Genomic DNA, 18,316 nt, shown 5'->3' on the forward strand with positions numbered 1-18,316 from the left:
GTAGCACCAGATCTTCCCCTGGCGCAGTCGACTTCCGGGCGTTGCCAGCTGCCGCGCAGCCCAACTCGCCGACCGGCTACACCGCGCCGCCGCACCATGATCATCGCGGGATCTGTCGAGGGGCGGCAATTCGCCTCGGGCAACGGGTGTGTTGGAAGACCGGCCGTTCCCATTCCAGGCGGCCCGCGAAGAACGCTCGGCCGATCGCGGCGAGTCAAGGGCGCACGTGACCACTTCCGCGGCCTGCCCCTGCGGCCGCCGGTCAGCCGCAGCGGGCAGGATGGGCGGGTGGACTCGCGCGCTTCTCGTTCCGAATCGACGTCTGCTGCCTCGGTCGAGGCTCAGCTCAGTGGTTTGCTCGGTCCACTTCGGCGTGCGGTGTTGCGGCGCACCAGGGACGCGGAGGGGTTGCCCGATCTGCCGGAAGCGCAGATCGAACTTCTGCGACTGCTGGTAGCGGTGGGCGAGCTGCCGCCTGGCCGGGCGGCCAGCGAACTCAAGGTGGCGCAGTCGACGATCAGCAACCTCGTTCGGACGATGACGGGCGCGGGGTTGGTCGAGCGCGTTCCCTCGCCGACGGACGGGCGCGGGGCGGTTCTGGTCGCCTCAGCCACGGCGCGGGAGTTGCTGGCGAGGTATGACCGTGCCAGCGCCGCGATGCTGCGCGAGTTTCTGGCAAAACTGTCGCCTGCGGACCGGCAAGCGCTCGAGGCTGCGATGCCCGCGCTGCGGCAACTACTGGCGGCGCTGACCGAGTAGGCCGCCAGCACATTCATGGGTTCCCTTGCGGGACTCCATGTCCTACAGTGCTTTTGTCTCAAAAGTAAATGCACTGTGGGAGCTCTCGATGCGGGTCCGCACCGCCACACCCCGGGTCGGGGTCACCAGATGGTTGATTGCCATGGTCTGTCTCGTCGCGGCGGTCGCGGCCCCGCGAGCGGCGGCCCAGCCCGCCGGTGCCGCCCCGGTGGTGACCGTCACGGGCGGTTCGATCCGCGGTCTGCACTCGGATGGGATCGTCGAATACCTCGGCGTGCCGTTCGCGGCACCGGCGATGGGGGAGAACAGGTTTGCACCCCCGCTGCCCCCGGCTCCGTGGACGGGCGTGCGGTCCGCGGTTACCCACGGTCCGCAGTGCCCGCAGTCGTCTCCGGTGCCGGGCCTGGCATTGCAGGAGTCGAGCGAGGATTGCCTGAGCATCGATATCTACGTTCCCCCGAACTCCGCCGATGTCGCATTGCCGGTCATGGTTTGGTTTTACGGGGGCGCCTTCGTGCTCGGATCCAACGCACAATACGACTCCCCGAGCAGGCTCGTTCGTGACGGCAAAGTCATTGTGGCCGTTCCCAATTACCGGGTCGGGCCCTTCGGATTCCTGGCGCTGCCCGAGCTGGCCGACAGTGCCGGCGGAATCACGGGCACCTATGGCTTGCTCGATCAGCAAGCCGCGCTGCGCTGGATCCAGGACAACGCCCGCGCGTTCGGCGGAGATCCCGGCAATGTCACGATCTTCGGTGAGTCCGCCGGTGGCATGAGCGTGTGCAGCCAGATCGCCTCCCCGCTGACGCGGGGACTGTTCAGCCGGGCGATCATCGAGAGTGGCTCCTGTGCCCGCAGCCCGCTCGCCCCACCCAGCAAGGAGCGCGCCTACCAGCAGTCGGCCGACTACGCCGCCGGCCTCGGCTGTGGCGAGGTGCCTACGCGGCTACAGTGCTTGCGCGCACTGCCGATCGACCGGTTGCTCAGTTCGCCTACGACACAATTGAATTCGATGGCGGTGACCTGGAGTCCGGTCCAGGACGGCGTCGTGGTGACCTCCAGCCCCGAACAGGCGCTGGCTTCCGGAGCGGCACGCGATATGCCGCTCATCATCGGTAGCAACGCCGACGAAGGCGCAACGTTCATCGCTCTGCTCGATTACGCGCGCGCAACCATACCCACCGCGGCCGACTACCTCGGCTGGGCACGAGAACTATTCGGTGACAACAGCACTCAGGTGCTGGCCCGCTACCCTGTGACCGGCTTTGCCACTCCGGCCGCGGCCAAGGAGCGGGTGATCACGGACGGATTCTTCGCCTGCCCCGCACAGTTCACCGCCGAGGCCGCACGCCGCGGCGGCGCACAGGTCTGGCAATACCGATTCAACGACGCGCCCCTGGGTCGGAATCCCCTGCTACCAGGAGCCTTTCACGGCGCGGAAGTCCCCTACGTCTTCTCCGGGCTGATGGGCGTGCCCATCCCGCTGCCCCCGGCCGCGGATCGGCTCTCCCGGGGCATCCAGCAGAGCTGGGCGCAATTCGCGCATACCGGCGACCCTGTGACAACGGACTTCACGCCCTGGCCGGCCGCTCCCGGGATCACCCTCGAGCTCGGAGGCGACCGCATCACTACCGCCGACTCGTTCGCCCGGGACCACCATTGCGACCTGTGGTCGGGCATCAGCCACATTGGCTAGCGGTGGCGGCCGGGGAACGACTGAACTCCGGCCGGAGCGCTCCAACACCGTTGCGCGGCAGGACGATCGCGGTTCCCCGTCGGTATGACCAGGTGCGCGGCAGGATTAGATAGGTGTCGTTGGTGCTCATCACCAGGACCAGGCCGTCGTAGCGGTAGCGATAGGCCGACCCCGGGTCGGTACAGGCCACCTTGCGCACGCCGGGGATGTTGAGGTCGATCGCCTTCTCGGTGTAGAGGGTGAGCGTCGGGATGCTGGACAGGCTTTGCTCGATCCGGACCGCCCGGCCCTTGCCGACCTCCAGGGAGTAGGCCGTCGCGCCCCAGAAGAAGCTGCCGCCGACCAGGAGGAAGATCAGTATCCATTCGAACGGGGCCGGCGTCGGCGGGCGGGCGCCCGCCACCGTGGCCAGATCGGCGCGCCGCGCGCGAACCACACCCCACAGCATCAACAGGCCGATGATCAGGCAGAACGGTGCGACCCCGATCCCGCGATTGAACGGAGTCTGAAACTGTAACTGGGACAAACCATTCAGCAGCAACAAGGTCCCCAGCACGGTGACGGCGATGGTCAGCCAGCGCGGGCGCGGGCGCTCGCGCAGCCGGCGCGGGAGTAACGCCGGCCCCCACATGATCGCCAACGCCACCACCGCGAATGTCGCCAGCGGGATGAACAAGCCGTCCGCGCTGCGCATGACGTAGTCGGTGGTGGTCAGGCCCAGCGATGTCGAGTCCACTCCGAAGTACGCGCAGAAGCCCTTGGCGTGGAAGAACCCCCAGTAGTAGAGCAACCCCGCAAGCGCCGTGGCGGGGGCGACGAATTGCGCGACCAGCTGCGCCCACTGCGAGAGATCGGTCAGCGAGGTACGGGCGCCGGTCTGCCGCTCGGCCGGAGGGGGAGTGTCAGCCACCGGGCTGCGTGGTGGTGGTCGTGGTCGGCTCCGGTGGCGTGGTCGTCTCGGCCTCGGTGGTCGTCGTGGTGGTCGGCGGCGTGGTGCCGGTGTCGGTGTCGATGATCTCGTCGGGTTCGCACTGCTTGGCGTAGATCACAAGCGTTTCCCCCGCGTTGAGCTCGGCCTTCGGCCCCTCACCGCCTGCGGGCAGCGTCTTGCTCATGCCCACATAGGCCAGGAAGGCTCCGGTACGCGGGGCGTCCGGACTCGCAAAGCACGAGGGGGTCGGTGCGGAATTGTCGATTTGCCTCCCGACCTTGACGCAGTCGTCAGCGAGTTTCTCGGCGCGGCACCCGGTGGCGATCCGGGCGCGCATCGCGCCCTCGACGGACTCGACGGGCACCCCTTCGCCGAAATTCTGCGGTCCCAGATCGATCGGGATGCCTTTCGCTCCGCCGCCACCACCGTTGCCTGTGCCGGTGCCATTGCCGGTGCGGGGCTCAGCGGTATCTTCGATCACAGGTCCGGCGGGGTCGCCGGAGCCGGGCGGGGTGGAGGCCGTGTCGCAGGAAGCCAGTGCCCCGAGCATCACAGCCGTGACCAGGATTCTTGCCGCCTTGCGCATAGGAACTCCATCCGAGTCGCGAACGAAACAAACGGCGTCCCTGCAATTCTTCAGCGTCTGCCTCCAGTGCGCACCGGTTTCGGCGTTCCGGTGTGGTTACGGCTCAGCCGTCTCCCGCAGGAGGCCCACACGGGCTCGGATCACGAGCGTGACTGCTTCGAGTTCGCCCTCGTCGGTGAGCGTGGTGTTGTCCCGCCCGATTACTGGCTGGGTTGCGGCACGTTGACGTGGCAGTCGCCGACTTTCGGATTCATCCCGAGGTAGTTCAGGGGCCCGGCGGCGATGGTGGCCGCGATGGTGCCGGTGCTCGCGCAGTTGGTGGGGGCGCTGTCGAAGTAGTCGCGTTGGGCGGCGGCGATGGCGCCGATGATCAGCCAGGCGAATACTACTACCGCGAGCAGACCGCCGATTCTGGACCGGCCGGCCCCGCGCATCCGCCTGCTGTCGTTCTCATACGTTCTCATTGTCGGATCTCCTTGTTAATGGGTTCGATAGGCGTTGCGAGCGACCAGCGCCAGAGTGACGTCGGCTGGATCGGCGCCGAGTTCGCGGGCGATCTGGGTGGCGGTGGGCATTCGGCCCAGCCGTTGCTGCAGCACGGGTATCGCGGGTTCGATTGACTGTTGAATGCCGTTGAGCCGCAGTGGAATCCGTGGAATCCAAATCACCTCGTGGAACAGCCGATGGACCGCATCGGTGATTGCGGGTATCGCGTAGCGCAGAAACGGAGCATCGAAGTCGGGGTCGTACCGGTCTACGGCCGCCACCATGCCGGTTCTGGCGGCCGTCAGCAGGTCGTCGAATGGTAAGGGGCGGGCGGCGAACTTACCGGCGATGTGTTCGGCCAGCGGCAGGCAGCGCGTGATCAGGTCCTCCCGCAGGGCAATTCGGCGGGGGTCGTCGCGGCGCAAGTGGGCCAGCTCGGCGAACAACGGCTCGATGCCGTCGAGAGTGTCGCTGCCGTGGTGCTTGCCGGGCGCCGGACGGGAAAGAGTTGGTGTCGATTGATTGCTCATCGGGGTTGCCTCGGATTCGGCTGAAATCGACGGCGATATCGGATGCTCGCGCACGGGGGTGAACGAGTCTGAACCGAGCGACTCCCGGCATCGGTCGCCGCGCGGGTGTCCAGCGGTCAGCGTGCGAGCGGTGGATTCACTCAGTACACACCGCCCACGGCCTTGTGTCAACAGTGTAGGTCTACACCATCGACAGATGGCTATTCGCGCCGGTGTCAACGATGTAGGTCTACACTCACGGGCGTGATGGCTGAAACTCCGAGACCCCGTGTGAATGCCAAGTCCGGTGCGGTTACCCGAGATAGCGTCCTGACCGCCGCGCTGGAGATCGTCGATCGAGGCGGCGTCGAGGGCCTGTCGATGCGGCGGCTGGCCGAGGCGGTGGGGCGGGATCCGATGGTGGTCTATCGGCACGTGCCGAACAAGGCCGCGGTGCTCGACGGGGTCGCCGAAATGGTGTTCGCACAACTGACCGTGGACCCTACCGATGCGGATTGGGTCACCCAATTACGTACGGTCGCACGCGATTTCCGCCGATTGGCGCTGCGTCATCCCAAAGTGGTGCCGCTGCTGGTGACCCGCCCGTTGTCGACACCGCTGGGGCAGCGTCCGCAGGCGGTGCTGCGCCCACTGGAGGACGTGCTCGCATTGCTCACCCGGGCCGGGTTCCGCGGGCCGGACGCCCTGCACATCTACCGGGCGCTGTTCGGATTCCTCTACGGGCACGTATTGAACGAGCTGCAGGAACTCGTGGAGCGGCCGGAAGAAACCGACGACGTGCTGCGGCTCGGTTTGCACCGCCTACCGCTGGCCGATTTCCCGCTACTGCGCGGTCTCGCCTCGGACCTGGCGGCCTATGACGGCGCGGCCGAACTCGAACGGGGCCTGGACATTCTGCTGGCCGGCTTGGCCGCGATCCTGCCGCACCCCAGCCGGTAGCCGCGCGCCTCAGTCGCTTCGGGCGCCGCCCTCGGATTCCCAATCCTGCTCTGCGGTAGTGGCATTCGAGTCGACGCCGAGCGGTGCCGTCGGAACGGTCGAGGCCAGGCCGGTGAGCAGGGTGTCGAGCCCGCGTTCGAGCTCACCGGCACCGTCATAGGCCGCCAGATCCGCCGCCAGCCCGCGCAGCAGCGGAAATTCGCCGATCGGCAAGCGGTGCAGGCCTAATCGCAGCAGGTCGGTGGATTCCTCAGGGCGTTCGACGATCTCTTGCAACTCATTGAGGACGTGCCCGTAGAGGAATCCGAACAGCGCCCGATAGATGTGCAGCGCGTCGGCGCCGCTGAAATCCGCTCGGGTGAGCAACGTCAGGATGTGCTCCAGCGGCCGCAGGGTGCCCAGTGGCCGAAGCCCGAGCGGGGTGGCCAGTGGGTGAGTCACCAGCAGCGGCACCACATTCGGGTGCGCAACGGCCATTTGCCGGAAGTCGCGTGCAACGAGCCGTAACTGGTGGCGCCAGTCGGGATCGGTGGCGTGCACGGTCAGCTGTTCGAGCACGACTTCCGCAACGCCGTCCAGCACCGCCGCCTTGTTCGCGGCGTGCCGGTACAGCACCATCGGGTCGCGCCCGAGCGCCTCGCCGAGCCGCCGCATCGACAGCCGATCGACGGTGTCGCGGTCGATGATCTCGAGCGCGGCCGCCAGTATCGCGGCGCGGGTGAGTGAATTGTTCCGGACGGATCCAACCATGGTGGCTCCTAGCAGGTTTCGTGCTCGCGGCAATGCTGGTGCCAGAACTCCAGTACACGCCCCTGCGGCCGCTATGTCAACGTTGTAGGTCTACATGTGTTGACAGGCAAACTGCCTTGGAGATGTATGCATCATGAAGGTCGATGGTCACATCAACGATATGTGAATGTGAGACTCAAACGGGATATTCGATCAGGCTAAACACCTCGCCGGACCTCCAAGCCCGCACTCATCTGCCACCAAATATGACGCTTTCTGTTGACGGGCGTCGAGTTTTCGGTATGTTCTGCGACATGTGGTCTGGCTCATACCCGCCGCATCCCGCCCGGGACTTCACCTCGTCTGCCCACGCAGATCGCTAGCTAGGAACAACTATGACGAGATCAACTACACGTCCTCCGCAACGCCGACGCGGTGGGGCAGTGGTCTTCCTCCTGTGTTTCGTGACCATCGTTTTCGATGGCTACGACCTCGTCGTCTACGGATCGACCGTCCCGACGCTGATGGCTTACGAACCGTGGGGCCTGGACTCGGCCGAGGCGGGTTTCATCGGCAGTTTCGCCCTGGTCGGCATGCTGATCGGATCTATGACGGTCGGGTTGATCACCGACCGGTTCGGCCGCCGCCGGATCATGCTCTGGTCGATCGCCTGGTTTTCGACCTGCATGTTGCTCACCACGCTGGCGCCCAACGAGTACGTCTTCGGCGCATTGCGCTTCCTGACCGGAATCGGCCTCGGCGGTGTCGTCCCGACCTGCGTCGCCCTCACCATCGAGTTCGCTCCCAAGAGCCGGCGCAACCTCGCCAATGCCGTGATGTTCAGTGGCTACTCGGTCGGCGGCGTCGGCGCCGCGGTATCGGCGATGGCACTGCTACCCGAGGTCGATTTCCGAGTCCTCTACGCCGTGGGCGCCCTGCCGCTGATCACGCTATTGCCCATCGCGTATCGGTACCTGCCCGAGTCGGTTTCGTATCTGGCGAGGACGGGGCAGGAAGACCTCGCCGCTGATACCGCGCGCCGCTACGGACTGGTCTATAGCGATATCGTGACGACCGACCAGCCTGCTGACGCGGCCGGTCAGCCGCAGTCGAGTATCCGTCAGCTGCTGTCGCCCCGGTGGCGACGTTCGACGGTGCTGTTCGCTGCGGCGAATTTCTGTGGCCTGCTGCTGGTTTACGGCCTCAACACCTGGCTGCCGCAGATCATGCGCACCGCCGGATTCGCTCTCGGCAGCTCCTTGGCCTTCCTGCTCGTCCTCAATCTCGGCGCGATCGTGGGCGCCATCAGCGCCTCGCACATCGCCGACCGGGTCGGGGTGCAGAAGGTGGTCATCGCCTCGTTCTCGATCGCATTCGTCGCGATCTTCCTGATCAGCCTCAACCTGCCCGCGGGAGTGCTCTTCCTCCTGGTGGCGGTCGCGGGCTTCGGTAGCGTCGGAACCCAGATCCTGGTCGGTGGGTTCTGCGCTACCCACTATCCGCAGCATCTCACCGCGACCGCGCTGGCCAGCTCGCTCGGCGTCGGGCGCATCGGCGCGATATGCGGGCCGATCCTGGGCGGCATGATCGCCAGCTGGATGCTCGGTTACCAGGTCAATTTCTATGTGTTCGCGACGGTCGCCGTCCTGGGCGCGCTTGTCGCCGCCTCGGTGCCACGCCAAACCGGTGCCGCCGCAAGCACTTCCGACATCGTGAAGCCCGCGGTGCGCGTCGATGCCGAACTCGTCCGCGACGAGCAGTAGCGCGGGTCAGCTCCGATCCGCGTGCCGATGGCGCCGGATCGGAGCTATCCGGACCTTCCCTTATATTGTTGATTTATGACGGTCGATCTGAGCGAAGCTGACACCACGGTGAGCCGCGGCACCGAACCGCAGCCCCGTCAGCTGATCGTGACGCTGTTCGGCTTGTACGCCCGCGGTGAGCGCAACTGGCTCTCGGTCGCTTCGGTGGTGCGGATGATGGACCACATCGGAGTCGACGGACCGTCGGTGCGTTCGTCGATCTCGCGGCTCAAACGGCGCAACGTCCTGCTGAGCGCGCGGCACGACGGCGTCGCCGGATATTCGCTGTCGCAATCGGTCCTCGACGTCGTCAACGAAGGTGACTCGCGCATCTTCGGCCGCCGCCGAGCCACCCTGGACGACAACTTCCTGGTTCTGGTGTTCTCGGTTCCGGAGTCCGAACGCGACAAGCGGCATGCGCTGCGCGTCGCCCTGACCAAGCTCGGATTCGGCACCGTGGCCCCGGGCGTGTGGATCGCGCCCGCCCATACCGAACGGGAAGCGCGCGAAGCGCTCGAGCGGCGCGGCCTGTCCGGCTATGTCGAAATGTTCGACGGCAGGCATATCGCCTTCGGCGATCTTCGGTCGAAGATCCGGCAGTGGTGGGACCTCGACGAATTGAGTGCGCTGTACTCCGACTTCATCACCACGCACCGGCCGGTGTTGCGCCGCGCCCGCGAGGGACAGCTCTCCGATCAGGCGGCGTTCACCGAATATGTTCCGATGCTCACCACCTGGCGGCGCCTGCCGTACCTGGATCCGGGGCTGCCGATCGCGCTGCTTCCGCACGGCTGGAACGGGGTCCTCGCCGAGGACCTCTTCGCCGATCTGAACGAGGCTCTGGGTGGACCGGCCCGTGAACACGCGCTGAAACTGATTCACCAGTAGTCACAAAGGCGGCGGGGTACCGAAGTACCCCGCCGCCGACGCGCCGCGATTACGCCGCGGGAATCGAAGCGATCCCTTGGATCTCGATCAGGGCCTCCGGCTGCCACAGTGCCGAGACCCCGATCCCCGCCATTGCCGGGTACTCCGAGCCGGCCAGCTCGCGCCAGATCTGGCCGATCGCACGGCCATTCGCCTGATAGTCGGGAATGTCGAGCAAGTAGATCGTCACGTTCACCAGATGTTCCGGGCGGCCACCGGCCTCCGTCAGCGCCGTCAACATGTTGGCGAACGCCTGCCGGAACTGCTCGACGATGCCGCCCGGCACGATCTGGCCCGACTTGTCCAGCGCCGTCTGGCCCGCCAGATAGACCGTGTCCCGATCCCGCACGGCATGGGCGAAGCCCGACGGGCGTGCGAGGGAATCGGGGTTTACGCGGCTGATGCTCATGGTTTTCCTTCGCTGGGAAGAGGCGTCGCGCTGTCGACGACCGGGGACTCCACGATGATATATAGCGTTTGTATTGCTGTCGACATTGATCCGCTATACAGTCGGGAGGACGGCAACGGAGGTCTCCTGCATGCGACTACAAACCATTCGGCTCACCGGCGACCGCACGCAGGCGGTGCTGACCATCGGCGGTCAGTGGCTGCCCCTACCGGCTACCGATGTGGGGGAGCTCGTTCGACGCACCGATTGGCGGGACATCGTCGCCGAGATGCGACGGACCGCGTCCGCCGGCGACTATCTCGACGAGGGCAGTCTGCCGCTCGCGCCGGTCGTTACCGCCCCGCGAAAGATCGTGTGCTGCGGGCACAACTACCGGGCTCACATTCGCGAAATGGGCCGGCCGGAGCCGGAATACCCGACGCTCTTCGCGAAGTTCGCGGACACGCTCGCCGGGCCGCACGACGACATCGCGCTCCCTGACGTCGCACAGCAGGTGGACTGGGAAGCCGAGTTGGCGCTCGTCATCGGAACAACATGCAGGGCGGTCACGCCGGTACAAGCCCGGGATCGCATCGCCGGCTACACCGTCGCCAATGACATATCGGTCCGGGACTGGCAGCGCCGCACCCCACAGTGGTTCCAGGGCAAAGCATTCGACGCCACTACCCCGCTGGGCCCCGCGATGGTCACCGCCGACGAAATAGACCCGGCCGAGGGCCTGCGGATCACATGCACCGTCAACGGCGAACTAGTGCAGAGCGGCTCCACCGACGACCTGGTGTTCGACGCCGCCCACCTGGTTTCCTACGTCTCTCAATTCACCACGCTCGCACCCGGTGACGTGATCTTGACCGGCACCCCCGCCGGCGTGGGCGCGGCAGCCACCCCGCCGCGCTACCTGTCCGAGGGCGACGCCCTCACCGTGGAAATCGAACGGATCGGGCAACTGCGCAACACCATTCGATTCCGCTCGCACGACGCGTACACCGCCCAAGATAAGGAGCTCGCCGCAAATGTCTGACACTGAAACCCGTATCGTCCCGATCGTCACTCGCGAAGGACACGAATACACCGACACCGCACAGTCCGGCGGTGCGATCCGGGTCTCCGGAGTGAGCATTCAGCACACGCCCGCGACCAGGATCTGGTTCGGCAAAGTCACCAATGAGCCGGGCTACCGGTCCCTGCCGCACCATCATGGTGAAGCCGAGACCGGCGGCTACGTCCTCGAAGGGAAGGCTCGAATCTATTTCGGCGAGCACTACTCGGAATTCCTCGACATGGAAACCGGCGATTTCGTTTTCGTGCCGCCGTTCATGCCGCACATCGAGGTGAATATGAGCACGACCGAGAAGCTGGTGTGGCTCACGACCCGCACGCCCGACAACATCGTGGTCAACCTCGACGATGTCGAGGACGCGAGCCTCGACGGGTACCGGCGCGCGTGAACATATAGATACTCCGAAAGAGCCGAACCGATGTTCACACCCTCTGCCCACATCGACACATATTGCCGGGACAACCTGCCCTCCCAGGACGAGTGGCCCGAGCTCGTTTTCGACCTGCCCGAGCTGCACTATCCCGATCGACTAAACTGTGCGAGCGCTCTGCTCGACACGGCGGTGGCCGGATACGGCCGCGACCGACCGTGCCTGATCACCAGCGACGACTCCTGGACCTACGGCGATCTTCTCGACCGCGCGAACCAGATCGCGCGGGTGCTGACCGAGGACTACGGCCTGGTTCCCGGCGGCCGCGTACTGCTGCGCGCACCGAACAACCCCTGGCTGGTGGCCTGCTGGTTCGGCGTGGTGAAGGCGGGCGGGGTCGTGGTGACGACCATGCCCCTGCTGCGGGCGAGCGAGCTGTCGAAGCTGATCGAGTTGACCCGCCCGGCCCTCGCGTTGTGCGGTAGCACGCTGCTCGACGAGCTGGCGCTGGCGGATCCCACGTTGACGACTGTCCCGGTCGGCGGTTCGAGCACCGACGACCTGACGGCCCAGATATCCGCGAAACCCGTGTCCTACAACGACGTTCAGACGGCCGCGGACGATGTCGTGCTGTTGGCGCCGACCTCCGGAACGACGGGCACGCCAAAAGTGACTATGCACTTCCATCGCGATGTGCTCGCCATCGCCGACACGTTTTCCGCACAGGTGGTCCGGCCACGGCCCGACGATGTGTTCGGCGGCACCCCGCCGCTGGCTTTCACCTTCGGCTTGGGCGGGTTGGTCATTTTCCCGCTGCGCGTCGGCGCCTCGGTTGTGCTGCTCGCGAAAGCCGACCCCGACGCGCTGGTCGAGGCCATCGAAAGATTCGCGGTGACGGTGCTTTTCACCGCGCCCACCGCTTATAAGGCCGTGCTCAAACGCGACGACCTGGACCGGGTGAAGTCGCTTCGCCGCTGTGTGTCGGCGGGCGAGCACCTGCCGGAGGCCGTATTCACGGCGTTCCAGGAACGCACCGGATTGCGGATCATCAACGGCATCGGCGGAACCGAGCTGTTGCACGTGTTCATCTCCGCCGACGACGACGATATTCGGCCGGGCGCTACGGGGCGGGCGGTGCCGGGATTCCGTGCCGAGATCCACGATGCGAACGGACGGGCCGTGCCGGACGGTACACCCGGCCTGCTGGCGATCAAAGGCCCGACCGGATGCCGCTACCTCGCCGATCCGCGGCAGCGCGAATACGTGCGCCATGGCTGGAATATGACCGGCGACACCTACACCCGCGACGCGGACGGCTACTTCTGGTACCACGCCCGCAGCGACGACATGATCGTCTCGGCCGGTTACAACATCGGCGCCCCCGAGGTCGAAGGTGTCCTCGACCAGCACCCGGACGTGCTCGAGAGCGCGGTGGTCGGGGTGCCGGACGAGGATCGCGGAATGATCGTGCATGCCGCGATCGTGCTGCAGCCGGGAGTGGCCGGCGATGCGGCGAAAATTCGAGAAATACAGGATTTCGTGAAATATGGTGCCGCGCCGTACAAATACCCCCGCAGCATCGAATTCGTCGAAAGCCTGCCCCGCGGCCCCACCGGAAAACTGCAGCGGTTCAAACTTCGCGGGGATTCCGCACGATGAGCAGCGTCACCATCCAGCGACTGGTTGACTGGCAGGACACCGACGCGGCCGGGCACTATCACCACAGCACCGTCATCCGCTGGGTAGAGGCCGCCGAGGCTGCCCTGCTGGACCGAGTCGATCTGAGTCGACTGTTCGGGCGTATTCCGCGGGTTCGCTACGAGGTCGATTACCTGGACCGGCTGTGGTTCGGCGATACCGCGTCGATCGAGCTGTCCATCGGCAAGATCGGCCGGTCGTCGATCCGTTACGACTTCATCGTCAGCAGGATTCCCGCGCGAGCCGCAGTGCCGTCGCCCGATCGGACCGTCGCGGCTCGCGGCGCCTTGATAGCGACGTACACGCCGAGCACCGAAAAAGGCTCGCGCCCATGGCCGGACGACATCGCCGGTGCACTGCGCGGCCAGCCAACCCATTTACTACCGACCCCGATCCGAGAGGTGTGAGGCCATCGTGCGCATCGCCGTAATCGGCGGAGGACCTGCGGGTCTGTACTTCTCCGCCTTGATGAAACAGCTCGACCCGAACCATGAGATCACGATCTGGGAGCGCAACGCTCCCGACGACACCTTCGGTTTCGGCGTCGTCTTCTCCGACGAGACGCTCGGCGGCATCGAACATGCCGATGAGCAGGTCTACCAGCGGATGAGCGAGCAGTTCGCCCGCTGGAGCGATATCGATGTCAGCTACCGGGGTGAGATCCGCACCTCGGGCGGGCAAGGGTTCGCCGCGATGAGCCGCAAGGAGCTGCTGCATATCCTGCAGGCACGCTGCCTCGAACTCGGCGTGACGATTCACTTTGGCCAGCTGGCGCCGGAGGTGGCCGAACTCGCGGCCACCCATGATCTCGTCCTGGGCGCCGACGGCCTGAATTCCGCTGTGCGCAACCAATACGCCGATGTCTTCGGCCCGTCTCTGGACCTGCGGCACAACAAGTACATGTGGTTGGCCACCGACCGGGCGTTCGAGGCATTCGAGTTCTTCGTCAAGCACACTCCGTATGGCGTGATGCAGGTGCACGGCTATCCGTACAGCGCCACCGAGAGCACCTTCATCGTCGAAATGCACGAATCCGTATGGCGGGAAGCAGGTTTCCACGAATTCGCCGATCGCGAATTCGCGCCGGGCGACAGCGACGAGAAGTCGATCGCGCTGCTGAAGGACATCTTCGCCGACGAGCTGGACGGTAACAGCCTGCTGGCCAACAACTCCCGGTGGATCCAGTTCACCACCGTGCGCAACCGGACCTGGCGGCACGACAATATCGTCCTGGTGGGGGACGCGGCGCACACCGCCCACTTCTCCATCGGCTCCGGTACCAAGCTGGCCATGGAGGATGCGCTCGCGCTCGCCGCGTGCCTGCACGAAAACGATTCGGTCGCAAGCGGACTCGAAGCGTATGAGGCGGAACGCCGGCCGGTTGTCGAGTCCTTGCAGCGGGCCGCGCAAGCCAGTCTGGAATGGTTCGAGTCGATCGCGCGGTACACCGACCAGCAGCCGGACCAGTTCGCGTTCAACCTGCTTACCCGCAGTCGCCGGATCACCTACGACAACCTCAGGTTGCGCGACGACGACTTCGTCGACGCGATCGACGGCTGGTACCTGTCCACGCAGGCCGATACCGTCGCCGAGACGCCTCGGCCGCCGATGTTCTACCCGCTGAAGATCAAGGACGTCGAGCTGCCCAACCGCGTCCTGGTCGCGCCGATGGACATGTACTCGGCGGTTGACGGTGTTCCGGCCGATTTCCACCTGGTGCACCTGGGCAGCAAGGCGCTCGGCGGTGCGGGTCTGGTGATGACCGAAATGGTTTGTGTGTCACCGGAAGGCCGCATCACTCCCGGATGCGCCGGCCTCTACAGCGCGGAGCAGGAGCGTGCGTGGGCGCGCGTCGTCGACTTCGTCCACGGTAATTCGGCATCGAAAATCGGTGTGCAGCTGGGGCATTCCGGGCGCAAGGGCGCCACCAAGGTCATGTGGGAGGGCATCGACGTTCCGCTGGAGACCGGCGGCTGGGAAACCGTTGGCCCGTCGGCCATTCCGTACGGCCCGGGCAGCCGCACCCCGCGGGAACTCACCACCGCCGAGATGGACGAAGTAACCGCCCAGTTCGTCGCGGCCGCACAGGCGGCCGAGCGCGCCGGTTTCGACATCCTCGAATTGCACTGCGCGCACGGGTATCTGCTGTCCTCGTTCCTGTCGCCGCTGGCCAACCAGCGGACCGACGAATTCGGTGGGTCCCTGGCGAACCGGCTGCGTTTCCCGTTGCGGGTCCTCGACGCCGTCCGGGCGGTCTGGCCCTCGGGTCGTCCACTGTCGGTGCGTATTTCGGCGACGGACTGGGCCGAGGGCGGCAATACGATCGATGACGCCGTCGACATCGCCCGCGCCTTCGCCGAACACGGCGTGGATGTGCTGCACGTGTCCTCCGGGCAGGTGGTCGGACACGAGCGTCCTGCCTTCGGACGCAGCTACCAGACTCCGTTCGCGGACCGGATCCGGCACGAGGTCGGGATCCCCTACGGCGTCGCGGTGATCGCGGTCGGCGCGATCTCGTCCTACGACGATGTCAACTCGGTACTGCTCGCCGGTCGTGCCGACCTGGTCGCGGTCGGCCGAACTCATCTGTGGGATCCGCAGTGGACGCTGCATGCCGCGGCCGACCAGGGTTACCAGGGCGAGGGCGCGCAATGGCCCGCGCAGTTCCGCGCCGGTAACCGGAAGCCGCCGACCGGGCGCACCGACGGTCCGGCGCCGCGCCTGCAATTGATCCGCGACACCGCGCGACCCTCCGAAATCCGCCGCCGCTGGCAACCTGCCGCGAGCGTCGCTGCGCAAGAGAGGCTTTCATGACCGAGACTCCTACCGGCGCGGACCTGGTGATCCGGGCCGGTGTCATACACACCCTCGCGGGACTACCGCCGCAGCGGGCCATCGCGGTGCGCGGCGATCGGATAGTCGCCAGCACGGCGGACGACGGCGGGCTCGATCTGTGGATCACGGCCCAGACCAGGGTCATCGATGTCCCCGACGGCGCGGTGCTGCCGAGTTTCGACGACACCCACACCCATCTCATCTACGCGGGGTTCGGTGCGCATGACGTTCCGGTCCATCGGGCAAGGAATATCGCCGAGTTTCTCGAGCTGATCCGGGAACGTGCCGCGATCACACCGCCGGGGGAGTGGATCCGCACGACCACGAACTGGCAGGAGCTCAACCTCGCCGAACGCCGGATGCCCACGGCCGCCGAGCTGGACTCCGCCACCGACAAGCACGCGGTGCTGGTCCGGCGCGGTGGTCACAACGCCGTCGCCAACTACTACGCCCTGAATCTGGCCGGTGTCGACGCCGACACCGCGACACCGCCCGGCGGTCTGATCGGCAGGAATGACGACGGCACCCTCAATGGGCGATTGATCGACTCCGCAATGCATTTGGTCGATCACCTGCTGCCCCGGCCGAGTCTGGAGGAGCGAATCTCCGGTCTCGACCGGGCCTCCCGCGACTACGCCGCCAGCGGTATCGGCACGGTCCGGGATTGTGCGGTGCCGCTGCCGGATCTCGAGGTGCTCGCTCGCGCGCACGAGGCGGGCAGTCTGCACACCAGGGTTCGCGCGCTGGTGATGGCGGGGGGTATGACCGATCCGAAGCAGTTGGACGAGCTGCTCGACGCGATGGAGCCGTGGCGCTACCGTGCGGATCCCTGGCTGCGGGTCTGGGGTGTGAAGTTCGTGCTGGACGGTGGCCTGGAGGCGGGTGCGACCGAGGACCCGTACGTCGGCCACGACGACTTCTGCGGACTGCTGATGTGTGAGCCGGACGCGCTCGTCGGCGCGGTCGAGCAGGTCGTCCGGCGCGGCTGGCGGGTCGGTACCCATGCCTACGGTGACCGCGCGGTCCGGACTCTGCTCGACGTGTATCAGCAGGTCCTGGAACGTAATCCAGGGTTGCCGCCTCGATCGTTGGTTATCGAGCACGGTGGTCTCGCGACCGCGGAGCAGCGGGCGCGTGCGGTCGCTCTCGGGATTCCGGTGACCATTCAGCAGCCGCTGCTGCACGACACCGCCGAGGTCGAGATCGGCTATTGGGGGCAGGAGCGCGTCGCGCAGCTGTTTCCCGCTCGGCAATGGATCGACGCGGGTGCGTTGGTAACCGGTGGCTCCGACTTTCCCGTCGGCCCGTTCGGGGCGATGCAGTCGGTGTGGGGGATGGTGACGCGCGAGACGGTGGCCGGGGTGCTGGGGCCCGAGCACGCCGTCACCCGGGACGAAGCGATCGAAATGCACACGGTCGCGGCGGCTCGACTGCTCGGCGAGAGCGATCTCCGCGGCAGCCTCGTCCCGGGGCGACTGGCCGACCTGACAATCTGGCCCGCCGACCCCCGGACCGCCCCGATCGAGGAGTTGCGCGGCCTATCCCCGCTGGCGACCGTGATCGGCGGTCGCGTCGTGTACGACGCCGGACTCCAGTGACCCCGAAAAATGCGATACACCTGCGAGATTGGCTGAACTGATGACAACCGAGACGCTGGCTACTTCCGAGATCTTCACCGCGGCCATCGATTTGACGCCCGCCGACCCCGAACACTTCGACGTCGCCTTCACCGCGACCACACAGCCGTGCCCTTGGCCCAAGGCCTACGGCGGCGACCTGGTGGCCGCGGCCGCGGCCGCGGCGATGCGCACCGTGACCGACGGCAAAACGATGCACTCGATGCACAGCTACTTCCTGCGCCCGGCCGATATCGGCGCCGACGTCCGCTACGAAGTGGAGTTGCTGCGGGACGGCCGCGGCTACAGCACCCGGCAGGTGCGTGGTTACCAGAACGGCAAGCCGGTTTACGTATGCCTGGCCAACTTCGCCGCGGGCGAGCCGAGCGGAACCTTCCAGACCGAACTCACCGAGGTGGTCCCCGATCCCGAGGGACTGCCCAGTTCGGCGGCATACCTCGCCGATCGCACCAGCGGGTCGATGACCGAAGAGTCCAAGGCCTACTGGTCCGGTGGGCGCAGCTTCGACATGCGGCACGTACCCGGGCCGGTCTACCTCGCCGTCGAAGGCGAACGCGTCCCGCACCAGGCGGTGTGGGTCAAGCCCTTCGACCCGCTGCGGCCGGTCGACGGGCTGAACGAAGCCCAACGGGATCTGGCTGCCCTCACCTATGTCTGCGACTACACGATCCTCGAGCCGGTCTTGCGGGTACTCGACTTACCTTGGGCCAAGCCCACTTTGGTCACCGCGAGCCTCGACCACGCGATGTGGTTCCACCGTCCGGGTCCGGTCGACGACTGGCTGCTCTACGTCCAGCAGGCGGTCGCCGCGGATTCCGGGCGCGGCCTCGGGGCCGGACGCTTCTTCACCCGCGATCACCGGCACTTGGCGACGGTGTTGCAGGAGGGCATGATTCGCGATTCGTAGTGGCCGTCGCAGGGG

18 protein-coding genes are annotated in these 18,316 nt (G+C 66.3%); 12 read left to right on the forward strand and 6 right to left on the reverse strand.

The window, feature by feature from the left end:
* Positions 1–288 precede the first annotated feature (288 nt).
* Entirely contained in the window at positions 289–759 is a 471-nt protein-coding gene (locus IBX22_RS26855) for a MarR family transcriptional regulator (protein ID WP_309234803.1), read from the forward strand.
* An 88-nt stretch (positions 760–847) separates the two neighbouring features.
* Positions 848–2,455: a carboxylesterase/lipase family protein gene (locus IBX22_RS26860; RefSeq protein ID WP_194818475.1), complete on the forward strand. Its 1,608-nt coding sequence runs from the start codon at positions 848–850 to the stop codon at positions 2,453–2,455.
* On the opposite strand, the gene IBX22_RS26865 is transcribed toward IBX22_RS26860, so the two are convergent.
* The 4 genes from IBX22_RS26865 to IBX22_RS26880 form a co-directional block, all read right to left on the reverse strand.
* Positions 2,439–3,365 (reverse strand): hypothetical protein, encoded by a 927-nt coding sequence (locus IBX22_RS26865; protein WP_309234804.1) that lies wholly within the window; start codon positions 3,363–3,365, stop codon positions 2,439–2,441. The genes IBX22_RS26860 and IBX22_RS26865 overlap by 17 nt on opposite strands.
* The gene (locus IBX22_RS26870; protein WP_194818476.1) at positions 3,358–3,972 is read right to left on the reverse strand and encodes a hypothetical protein; all 615 of its coding nucleotides are present in this window, start codon (positions 3,970–3,972) and stop codon (positions 3,358–3,360) included. The genes IBX22_RS26865 and IBX22_RS26870 overlap by 8 nt, the downstream gene beginning before the upstream one ends.
* 200 nt (positions 3,973–4,172) lie before the next feature.
* Entirely contained in the window at positions 4,173–4,436 is a 264-nt protein-coding gene (locus tag IBX22_RS26875) for a hypothetical protein (RefSeq protein ID WP_228539464.1), read from the reverse strand.
* A gap of 15 nt (positions 4,437–4,451) precedes the next feature.
* The gene (locus tag IBX22_RS26880; RefSeq protein WP_194818477.1) at positions 4,452–4,988 is read right to left on the reverse strand and encodes a sigma factor; all 537 of its coding nucleotides are present in this window, start codon (positions 4,986–4,988) and stop codon (positions 4,452–4,454) included.
* A gap of 246 nt (positions 4,989–5,234) precedes the next feature.
* On the opposite strand from IBX22_RS26880, the gene IBX22_RS26885 reads away from it, so the two are divergent.
* The gene (locus tag IBX22_RS26885) at positions 5,235–5,927 is read left to right on the forward strand and encodes a TetR/AcrR family transcriptional regulator C-terminal domain-containing protein (protein ID WP_194818905.1); all 693 of its coding nucleotides are present in this window, start codon (positions 5,235–5,237) and stop codon (positions 5,925–5,927) included.
* Positions 5,928–5,936: 9 nt separating this feature from the next.
* Here the strand turns inward: IBX22_RS26885 and IBX22_RS26890 are convergent, their stop codons facing one another.
* A complete protein-coding gene (locus tag IBX22_RS26890) occupies positions 5,937–6,677 on the reverse strand; it encodes a TetR/AcrR family transcriptional regulator C-terminal domain-containing protein (protein WP_194818478.1) in 741 nt (246 codons plus the stop codon).
* A gap of 443 nt (positions 6,678–7,120) precedes the next feature.
* Here IBX22_RS26890 and IBX22_RS26895 point away from each other — a divergent pair, with 443 nt between their 5' ends.
* Together IBX22_RS26895 and IBX22_RS26900 are read left to right on the forward strand one after the other, a co-directional pair.
* A complete protein-coding gene (locus IBX22_RS26895; RefSeq protein ID WP_309234805.1) occupies positions 7,121–8,419 on the forward strand; it encodes an aromatic acid/H+ symport family MFS transporter in 1,299 nt (432 codons plus the stop codon).
* A gap of 75 nt (positions 8,420–8,494) precedes the next feature.
* Positions 8,495–9,346, forward strand: a complete 852-nt coding sequence (locus IBX22_RS26900; RefSeq protein ID WP_194818480.1) for a PaaX family transcriptional regulator C-terminal domain-containing protein — start codon at positions 8,495–8,497, stop codon at positions 9,344–9,346.
* A 49-nt stretch (positions 9,347–9,395) separates the two neighbouring features.
* Here IBX22_RS26900 and IBX22_RS26905 read toward each other — a convergent pair whose 3' ends face one another.
* Positions 9,396–9,794 (reverse strand): RidA family protein, encoded by a 399-nt coding sequence (locus tag IBX22_RS26905; protein WP_194818481.1) that lies wholly within the window; start codon positions 9,792–9,794, stop codon positions 9,396–9,398.
* Positions 9,795–9,924: 130 nt separating this feature from the next.
* On the opposite strand from IBX22_RS26905, the gene IBX22_RS26910 reads away from it, so the two are divergent.
* From IBX22_RS26910 to IBX22_RS26940, 7 genes are read left to right on the forward strand one after another with little or no spacing between them, the layout of a single operon-like run.
* Positions 9,925–10,815: a fumarylacetoacetate hydrolase family protein gene (locus IBX22_RS26910; protein WP_194818482.1), complete on the forward strand. Its 891-nt coding sequence runs from the start codon at positions 9,925–9,927 to the stop codon at positions 10,813–10,815.
* The gene (locus IBX22_RS26915; protein ID WP_194818483.1) at positions 10,808–11,242 is read left to right on the forward strand and encodes a cupin domain-containing protein; all 435 of its coding nucleotides are present in this window, start codon (positions 10,808–10,810) and stop codon (positions 11,240–11,242) included. Before IBX22_RS26910 ends, IBX22_RS26915 begins: the two co-directional genes overlap by 8 nt.
* 30 nt (positions 11,243–11,272) lie before the next feature.
* Positions 11,273–12,883, forward strand: a complete 1,611-nt coding sequence (locus IBX22_RS26920) for an AMP-binding protein (protein WP_194818484.1) — start codon at positions 11,273–11,275, stop codon at positions 12,881–12,883.
* Positions 12,880–13,329 (forward strand): thioesterase family protein, encoded by a 450-nt coding sequence (locus IBX22_RS26925; protein ID WP_194818485.1) that lies wholly within the window; start codon positions 12,880–12,882, stop codon positions 13,327–13,329. Before IBX22_RS26920 ends, IBX22_RS26925 begins: the two co-directional genes overlap by 4 nt.
* Before the next feature lie 7 nt (positions 13,330–13,336).
* A complete protein-coding gene (locus tag IBX22_RS26930; protein ID WP_194818486.1) occupies positions 13,337–15,736 on the forward strand; it encodes a bifunctional salicylyl-CoA 5-hydroxylase/oxidoreductase in 2,400 nt (799 codons plus the stop codon).
* The gene (locus IBX22_RS26935; RefSeq protein WP_194818487.1) at positions 15,733–17,355 is read left to right on the forward strand and encodes an amidohydrolase; all 1,623 of its coding nucleotides are present in this window, start codon (positions 15,733–15,735) and stop codon (positions 17,353–17,355) included. The genes IBX22_RS26930 and IBX22_RS26935 overlap by 4 nt, the downstream gene beginning before the upstream one ends.
* A 40-nt stretch (positions 17,356–17,395) precedes the next feature.
* Positions 17,396–18,301: an acyl-CoA thioesterase II gene (locus IBX22_RS26940; protein ID WP_194818488.1), complete on the forward strand. Its 906-nt coding sequence runs from the start codon at positions 17,396–17,398 to the stop codon at positions 18,299–18,301.
* Positions 18,302–18,316 lie beyond the last annotated feature (15 nt).

Source organism: Nocardia sp. XZ_19_385 (assembly GCF_015355755.1).
Classification (GTDB): Bacteria; Actinomycetota; Actinomycetes; order Mycobacteriales; family Mycobacteriaceae; genus Nocardia.